At 56.8% G+C, this 6,291-nt stretch carries 10 protein-coding genes; 5 read left to right on the top strand and 5 right to left on the bottom strand.

Annotated elements, in window-relative coordinates:
* On the top strand, positions 1-194 hold a 194-nt coding region (locus ACQKP2_RS05875; protein ID WP_427575115.1), incomplete at its 5' end, for a hypothetical protein.
* On the opposite strand, the gene ACQKP2_RS05870 is transcribed toward ACQKP2_RS05875, so the two are convergent.
* Positions 191-493, bottom strand: a complete 303-nt coding sequence (locus tag ACQKP2_RS05870; protein ID WP_427575114.1) for a transposase — start codon at positions 491-493, stop codon at positions 191-193. The genes ACQKP2_RS05875 and ACQKP2_RS05870 overlap by 4 nt on opposite strands.
* A 329-nt stretch (positions 494-822) precedes the next feature.
* Between ACQKP2_RS05870 and ACQKP2_RS05865 the strand changes: the two genes are divergently transcribed.
* Positions 823-1,863, top strand: a complete 1,041-nt coding sequence (locus ACQKP2_RS05865) for a DNA-binding protein (RefSeq protein WP_427575113.1) — start codon at positions 823-825, stop codon at positions 1,861-1,863.
* Here the strand turns inward: ACQKP2_RS05865 and gorA are convergent.
* Positions 1,860-3,218, bottom strand: coding sequence for a glutathione-disulfide reductase (gene gorA, locus ACQKP2_RS05860; protein ID WP_427575112.1), 1,359 nt, complete (start codon positions 3,216-3,218; stop codon positions 1,860-1,862). The genes ACQKP2_RS05865 and gorA overlap by 4 nt on opposite strands.
* Positions 3,219-3,363: 145 nt before the next feature.
* Positions 3,364-4,203, bottom strand: coding sequence for a UTP--glucose-1-phosphate uridylyltransferase GalU (galU, locus tag ACQKP2_RS05855; protein ID WP_427575110.1), 840 nt, complete (start codon positions 4,201-4,203; stop codon positions 3,364-3,366).
* A 276-nt stretch (positions 4,204-4,479) separates the two neighbouring features.
* Between galU and ACQKP2_RS05850 the strand changes: the two genes are divergently transcribed.
* Together ACQKP2_RS05850 and ACQKP2_RS05845 are read left to right on the top strand one after the other, a co-directional pair.
* On the top strand, positions 4,480-4,668 hold the full coding sequence (locus ACQKP2_RS05850) for a hypothetical protein (RefSeq protein WP_427575108.1): 189 nt from the start codon (positions 4,480-4,482) through the stop codon (positions 4,666-4,668).
* A gap of 134 nt (positions 4,669-4,802) precedes the next feature.
* Entirely contained in the window at positions 4,803-5,084 is a 282-nt protein-coding gene (locus ACQKP2_RS05845; protein WP_427575107.1) for a hypothetical protein, read from the top strand.
* Between the two features lie 10 nt (positions 5,085-5,094).
* On the opposite strand, the gene ACQKP2_RS05840 is transcribed toward ACQKP2_RS05845, so the two are convergent.
* Together ACQKP2_RS05840 and ACQKP2_RS05835 are read right to left on the bottom strand one after the other, a co-directional pair.
* Entirely contained in the window at positions 5,095-5,325 is a 231-nt protein-coding gene (locus ACQKP2_RS05840; protein ID WP_427575105.1) for a hypothetical protein, read from the bottom strand.
* Positions 5,326-5,395: 70 nt separating this feature from the next.
* Positions 5,396-5,752 (bottom strand): hypothetical protein, encoded by a 357-nt coding sequence (locus ACQKP2_RS05835; RefSeq protein ID WP_427575104.1) that lies wholly within the window; start codon positions 5,750-5,752, stop codon positions 5,396-5,398.
* A 207-nt stretch (positions 5,753-5,959) separates the two neighbouring features.
* Between ACQKP2_RS05835 and ACQKP2_RS05830 the strand changes: the two genes are divergently transcribed.
* On the top strand, positions 5,960-6,262 hold the full coding sequence (locus ACQKP2_RS05830; RefSeq protein WP_427575102.1) for a DUF1883 domain-containing protein: 303 nt from the start codon (positions 5,960-5,962) through the stop codon (positions 6,260-6,262).
* Positions 6,263-6,291: the final 29 nt, after the last annotated feature.

Raw genomic sequence — 6,291 nt, 5'->3', positions numbered from 1 at the left:
TCCTTGGTCAAAGTCCGCGAACCGGCAGATGCTCTGGATTGCTTGTGATGTTCAATCAGCACGGCTTTGAGCTTCTCCCGCTCAGGGCTCACCTTTCCTTGGCGCTGACGCCAGGCGTAAAAGCTGCTGCGGCTGACTCCAAACGCCCGACAGCAATTGTTAACGCCGTATTGCTCGTCCAGCTCGTTGATTAACGAGAATGATCCTTGGAGTCCAAGAGCAGGAGAGCGCTGGCCTTTTTTAGGATTTCGATGTCCATGTCCTTTTGCCTGAGCAACGCTTTGAGCCGCTGGATCTCTCGCTGATCGGCGGTAATCGCCTTGGCGCCCAGTGGGGTCGAGCCTAAACGCTCCTGACGAACCTGATCGACCCAGCGGCGCAGGGCCGTAGGACCAACATCCAGACTGGCGCAGACTTCGGGAACTGACTGCCCCTCGTCCAGCACCAAGCTGGCAGCCTTGAGTTTGAACTCGCTGGAATAAGATTTACGCATGGCCAAACACCTCAGATTTGGGCGCCATCATAGCGCCCGATTGAAGTGTCCAAAATCATTAGGCCAGTTCAGCACGCTCGCGAAGATCGCAGGAACACCGCGTTAATTCAGGTTTCCCGCGTAATCGTTGACGACCATCGCGAGCATGCTCGCTCCTACAGGAGGGCGTCCTGTACTGACATCGCGTGATAGAAACCGTGAAATCGTGATGACACGGGGTAATACCAGTATATCCCGTGTCAGTAACAGACTGTATTTAACTTTTTATTTTGAGTGGTACAATGTGTATTTACGTAATACGTACCACATTTGAAAACACAGGAAAAATCATGGCCCGTGGCGGTGTAAACAAGGCAATAGTGCAAGCAGCTCGCTTGGCGATCCTCGCTCGCGGCGAAAACCCCAGCATCGATGCTGTACGGATCGAAATGGGCAACACCGGCTCGAAAACCACGATTCATCGCTACCTCAAGGAGCTCGATGACAGCATCGTGCGCGAAGAGGCCGAACCGATGGAGCCGATCAACGATGAGCTGATGGCGCTGGTTTCGCGGCTGGCCCAGCGCTTGAAAGAGCAGGCGCAAGAGCCTGTGGACCAGGCTCGCGAGCAGTTCGAGCAGCAACGCAAGGCACTGGAAACGCAACTGGAAGAAGCCCGGGAAGCCAACACCGAACTGCATCAGCAGTACGAGATTCAAAGCCTGGCGCTGACCCAGGAGTCCGAGGCGCTGCATGACACCCGCGCCCTGCTGCAGGCCGAACAGACCCGCAATGCCGGCCTGAACCAGGCGCTGGCCGATTTCGAATTACGTCTGAAGGACAAGGACGAGCAGATTCGCTCCCTGGAAGAAAAACACCTGCATGCACGTGACGCGCTGGAGCACTACCGCAATGCCGTCAAGGAGCAGCGCGAGCAGGAGCACAGTCGCCATGAGAGCCAGGTGCAGCAATTGCAGATGGAGCTGCGGCAGGCGCAGCAAAGCGCGCTGGTGCGCCAGGATGAAATCACTCAATTGCACCGTGACAATGAGCGCCTGCTGACCGAAAACCGCGGCACCCTGCGCGAATTGAGCTTGTTGCAGGAACAGCTCAAACAGAGCAACAGTCGTCAGGATCAGCTACTGGAACAGGCCAACCGTGTCGACGGCGAACGCACCCTCCTCCAGGAACGCTTGCGCGTCGCCCTGCTGGAAAGCCAATCGCTGAAACAGAACATCGACGAACAGACGCAAATCAACAAATCACTGGAAACCGAATTGGTAAAAACCCGGGCCAGTCTGGAGGAAAGCCTGCGCCTGGCCGCTGCCGTTGCGGCAGCGCCAGACGCAGAACAGACGCCTGAATCGAAACCAAAATCGAAAAAGGTTTAACCGGCAACCGGCGTACGCATGGTGACAAACTCTTCGGCGGCCGTTGGATGTACGCCAATGGTCTCGTCGAAGTCACGCTTGGTGGCGCCCGCCTTCAAGGCAATCGCCAGGCCCTGGACGATTTCACCGGCATCCGGACCGACCATGTGACAGCCCAGCACCTTGTCGGTCTTGCCATCCACCACAAGCTTCATCAGCGTGCGTTCCTGGCACTCGGTGAGGGTCAGCTTCATGGGACGGAAGCGGCTTTCGTAGATCACCACATCGTGCCCGGCCTCACGCGCTTCTTCTTCAGTCAAACCGACGGTGCCGATGTTCGGCAGGCTGAACACCGCCGTCGGGATCATTTTGTAATCCACTGCACGGTACTGCTCAGGCTTGAACAGACGCCGTGCAACCGCCATGCCCTCGGCCAGCGCTACCGGCGTCAGTTGAACGCGACCGATCACATCACCCAGGGCCAGGATCGACGGCTCGGCGGTCTGATACAGCTCGTCCACTTCGACGAAGCCTTTTTTGTCGAGTTTGACCCCGGTGTTTTCCAGCCCGAGGTTGTCCAGCATCGGACGGCGACCAGTGGCATAGAACACACAATCGGCCTCCAGTTGACGGCCATCCTTGAGCGTTACCTTCAAACTGCCATCGGCTTGCTTGTCGATGCGCTCGATGTCGGCATTGAATTGCAGGTCCATGCCACGTTTGGTCAATTCTTCCTGCAAATGCTTGCGCACCGAACCGTCAAAGCCGCGCAGAAACAATTCGCCGCGATACAGCAGCGTGGTCTGCGCGCCCAGGCCGTGGAAAATACCGGCAAACTCAACAGCGATGTAGCCACCGCCCACCACCAGCACACGCTTGGGCAACGCTTTGAGGAAGAACGCCTGATTGGAACTGATTGCGTGTTCATGCCCCGGAATCTGCGGAATCTGCGGCCAGCCGCCGGTTGCGATCAGGATGTGTTTTGCGCTGAAGCGCTCGCCATTGATCTCGACCGTATGTGGATCGACGATGCTGGCGTGGCCTTCATGCAAGGTCACTCCGCTATTGACCAGCAGATTGCGATAGATGCCGTTGAGGCGATTGATCTCGCGGTCCTTGTTGGCGATCAGGGTCGCCCAGTCGAACTGCGCCTCCTCCAGACTCCAGCCAAAGCCCGAGGACTGCTCGAAGTCCTCGGCGAAATGCGCGCCATAGACCAGCAGCTTTTTCGGTACACAGCCCACATTCACGCAGGTACCGCCCAGATAGCGACTTTCGGCCACGGCCACTTTCGCACCAAAACCTGCGGCAAACCGCGCCGCCCGCACACCGCCAGAACCGGCGCCAATCACATAGAGGTCAAAATCGTAGGCCATTGTCTATCTCCTCGGCAGGCAAACAGCATACGCGCCGATGCCCTTTGAGCAAACGCTGTTAAGGACAGGATCGTAAAAGATACGGCGCCGGAAAAAGAAAAAGCCACCCGAAGGTGGCCTTTCAATACAAGCAGGCCGCGTACGATCAGTATGCTTTGCCGGTCTTGTAGAAGTTCTCGAAGCAGAAGTTGGTCGCGTCGATGTAGCCTTCGGCGCCACCGCAGTCGAAACGCTTGCCCTTGAACTTGTAGGCCATTACGCAGCCGTTCTGGGCCTGTTTCATCAGGGCGTCGGTGATCTGGATTTCACCGCCCTTGCCTGGCTCGGTCTGCTCGATCAGGTCGAAAATATCCGGAGTCAGGATGTAACGACCGATAATGGCCAGGTTGGACGGCGCGTCTTCCGGCTTTGGCTTTTCAACCATGCTGTGCACGCGGTAGATGTCGTCGCGGATCATCTCGCCGGCGATGACGCCGTACTTGTTGGTTTCTTGCGGATCGACTTCCTGGATGGCCACGATCGAGCAGCGGAACTGCTTGTACAGCTTGACCATCTGGGTCAGGACGCCGACGCCTTCGAGGTTGACGCACAGGTCGTCCGCCAGCACCACTGCGAACGGCTCGTCGCCGATCAGCGGGCGGCCAGTCAGGATCGCGTGGCCCAGGCCTTTCATTTCGGTCTGACGGGTGTAGGAGAACGAGCACTCGTCCAGCAGTTTGCGGATGCCGACCAGGTATTTCTCCTTGTCGGTGCCTTTGATCTGATTTTCCAGCTCGTAGCTGATATCGAAATGGTCTTCCAGGGCGCGCTTGCCGCGACCGGTAACGATGGAAATTTCGTTCAACCCGGCGTCCAGTGCTTCTTCAACGCCGTACTGGATCAGTGGCTTGTTTACCACCGGCAGCATTTCTTTGGGCATGGCTTTAGTCGCTGGCAGGAAGCGAGTACCGTAACCGGCTGCTGGGAACAAGCATTTCTTGATCATATAAGTCCTTGAAAGGGCTGTGTGTACGAGTTTCGGCGCAGTCTAATCAGGCGGCGTGAAGCTTACAATGCCCCCGATGGCCAACCGATGCCATCATAGAGAAAAATTCTTGCGGATAGTTCCGCAAGTGTTTGCGTTGATCGATCAGCAGCCTGTAAGTGATAGCAGAGACCGGCAGATTTGCACGGCTTTACCCGGCCCTAAGTCGTCACCGCGCCCGATCGCGTGAAATTGGCGGTATCATGGCGCAATTGAACCCGCCAACGAGGCAAATAGATGTCGGCAGCAAAAAGCGTCAACGGTTTCCTGATCAACAAGGCAAAAGACGGCCAATGGTGGATTGACAGCGCCGCCGGTGAAAACATCGCCGGCCCTTTTCCAACCGAAGCCATGGCGGTTGAAGTCGCCTCGGTGCTGGAGCTTGAACACCCGCAGCCCAAGCGAAGCGGCAAGAAAAACGACTGACTGATACCCCGAACGCCGGCAGCCCTGACATCGCGCAGGGCTTTTTTATGCCGGCCGAGAAAAAAGTGGCCAATCGCTATAACCTTTTGCCTGGCACGCTGTCACAGGCTTGCCCCCAGCATGATGACAACGACATGACCCGATTCTTACCCTTGATTGCAGTGTTGGCCCTGAGTGGATGCGCGACATCCGAAACCGCTTACCTCGATAACGGCGAACAAGGCCTGGCCATCAACTGCTCCGGGGAGGCCAATTCCTGGGCGGACTGTTATGAAAAAGCGGACGCCTCGTGCGCCGGCACCGGCTACCGCATCATCGGCACTGATGGCACCCCGGCCCCCGATGAGCGCGACAAAACGTTGGGCGTCGATGTCGGCAACTATAAAAACCGCACGGTCGTGGTCGTCTGCAAGTAAACCGCCGACCCTACATGTGGATTTCGGCGAATTTGATTCCGAGACTGCGCACGGTTTCCACCAGTTCGTCGAGGCTGGTAAAGGATTCGACTTCGTCGTTGTCATCGACCAGGAAAAAGCTTCGACCGGCGCTTTTCTTGAAAAACACGATCCATTCCCCCGGATTCGCCGGATTGGATATCACATGGGTGGTACAGATCTGCCCCTGTGCATGGCACTCCCTTACCCGCTCTCGTTTCATGCCTGACTCCAGAAATGACAATGCCGCCAAAGTATCGCTTTGACGGCATGTGTTGAAAGTCGACAGTCTATCAGCCGGAAATGCACTCGGTCGCGGCGTCGCGCACATCCGTCGGGCGCACGGGCACGTTGGACATGCTTTCATGGAGTTTGATACTGCTGCCACCGGAGCGTTTTTCGATGTCGAAGACAGCGGCCGGCCCCGAGGTCAATTTGCCCGGCACGATCACCTGCACGCCCTCCTTGTGCGGTTCGATCTGCAAGGCACCACGGCTCCTGGCAAGCTTTTCGCTCAGGCATTGTGCGTATTCATGGGGCTTCTTGCCGGAAATGACATTCATGGTAGGCAGCGATTCGTTGATATCCGCAACACTTGCGCAACCACTGATCGCCAATGCCCACGGCAAGACCCACACACTCCATTTCATAAGAAACCTCCGACAAAGACCCTCCGACCGCCCGGATCCCGTTTTTCTCCGCATCCCCCTGTATTTTCGCAAATCAAATGTGGAAATACCGTTTTTAATTGCCAAAGCGCACCTCGACAGCCGGATAATGAAGGCCCCGGCCTGATAAACTGCGCCATTGGCTGATTGCTACCGTTTTGATTTGTAAAAGCCTTCTGGAGGCGCCCCATGAAATTCATTCACCAGCGCGAGCACCTCAACGAGGACGACATCGTTGTCATTCAATGCTCGCAAATGTGCAACATTCGCTTGATGAACGACGCCAATTTCCGCAGTTTCAAAAACGGCGGTCGCCACACCTACCACGGCGGCGCGTTCGACAAGTTCCCGGCGCGCATTACCGCCCCCAGCACCGGTTTCTGGAACATCACCATCGACACGGTCAGTCGCCGGGCGATCAGCGTGACCCGCAAGCCCAACCTGACTCACTCAATCAAAATCGTTCGCCGCTCCAGCTCCAAACTGAGCTGAGCGCCGCTCCAACTCGCATAAAGGCAGGT

Source organism: Pseudomonas sp. NPDC089569, assembly GCF_050280625.1.
Taxonomy (GTDB): domain Bacteria; phylum Pseudomonadota; class Gammaproteobacteria; order Pseudomonadales; family Pseudomonadaceae; genus Aquipseudomonas.
The sequence above is the reverse complement of the archived record's forward strand: the minus strand, read 5'-3'. Positions and strand labels throughout refer to the sequence as shown.

What these genes read in the sequence shown, in the direction of transcription:
- ACQKP2_RS05870 (WP_427575114.1), bottom strand. Translation starts at nt 493, where the DNA reads ATGCGTAAATCTTATTCCAGCGAGTTCAAACTCAAGGCTGCCAGCTTG.
- ACQKP2_RS05865 (WP_427575113.1), top strand. Translation starts at nt 823, where the DNA reads ATGGCCCGTGGCGGTGTAAACAAGGCAATAGTGCAAGCAGCTCGCTTG.
- gorA (WP_427575112.1), bottom strand. Translation starts at nt 3,218, where the DNA reads ATGGCCTACGATTTTGACCTCTATGTGATTGGCGCCGGTTCTGGCGGT.
- galU (WP_427575110.1), bottom strand. Translation starts at nt 4,203, where the DNA reads ATGATCAAGAAATGCTTGTTCCCAGCAGCCGGTTACGGTACTCGCTTC.
- ACQKP2_RS05850 (WP_427575108.1), top strand. Translation starts at nt 4,480, where the DNA reads ATGTCGGCAGCAAAAAGCGTCAACGGTTTCCTGATCAACAAGGCAAAA.
- ACQKP2_RS05845 (WP_427575107.1), top strand. Translation starts at nt 4,803, where the DNA reads ATGACCCGATTCTTACCCTTGATTGCAGTGTTGGCCCTGAGTGGATGC.
- ACQKP2_RS05840 (WP_427575105.1), bottom strand. Translation starts at nt 5,325, where the DNA reads ATGAAACGAGAGCGGGTAAGGGAGTGCCATGCACAGGGGCAGATCTGT.
- ACQKP2_RS05835 (WP_427575104.1), bottom strand. Translation starts at nt 5,752, where the DNA reads ATGAAATGGAGTGTGTGGGTCTTGCCGTGGGCATTGGCGATCAGTGGT.
- ACQKP2_RS05830 (WP_427575102.1), top strand. Translation starts at nt 5,960, where the DNA reads ATGAAATTCATTCACCAGCGCGAGCACCTCAACGAGGACGACATCGTT.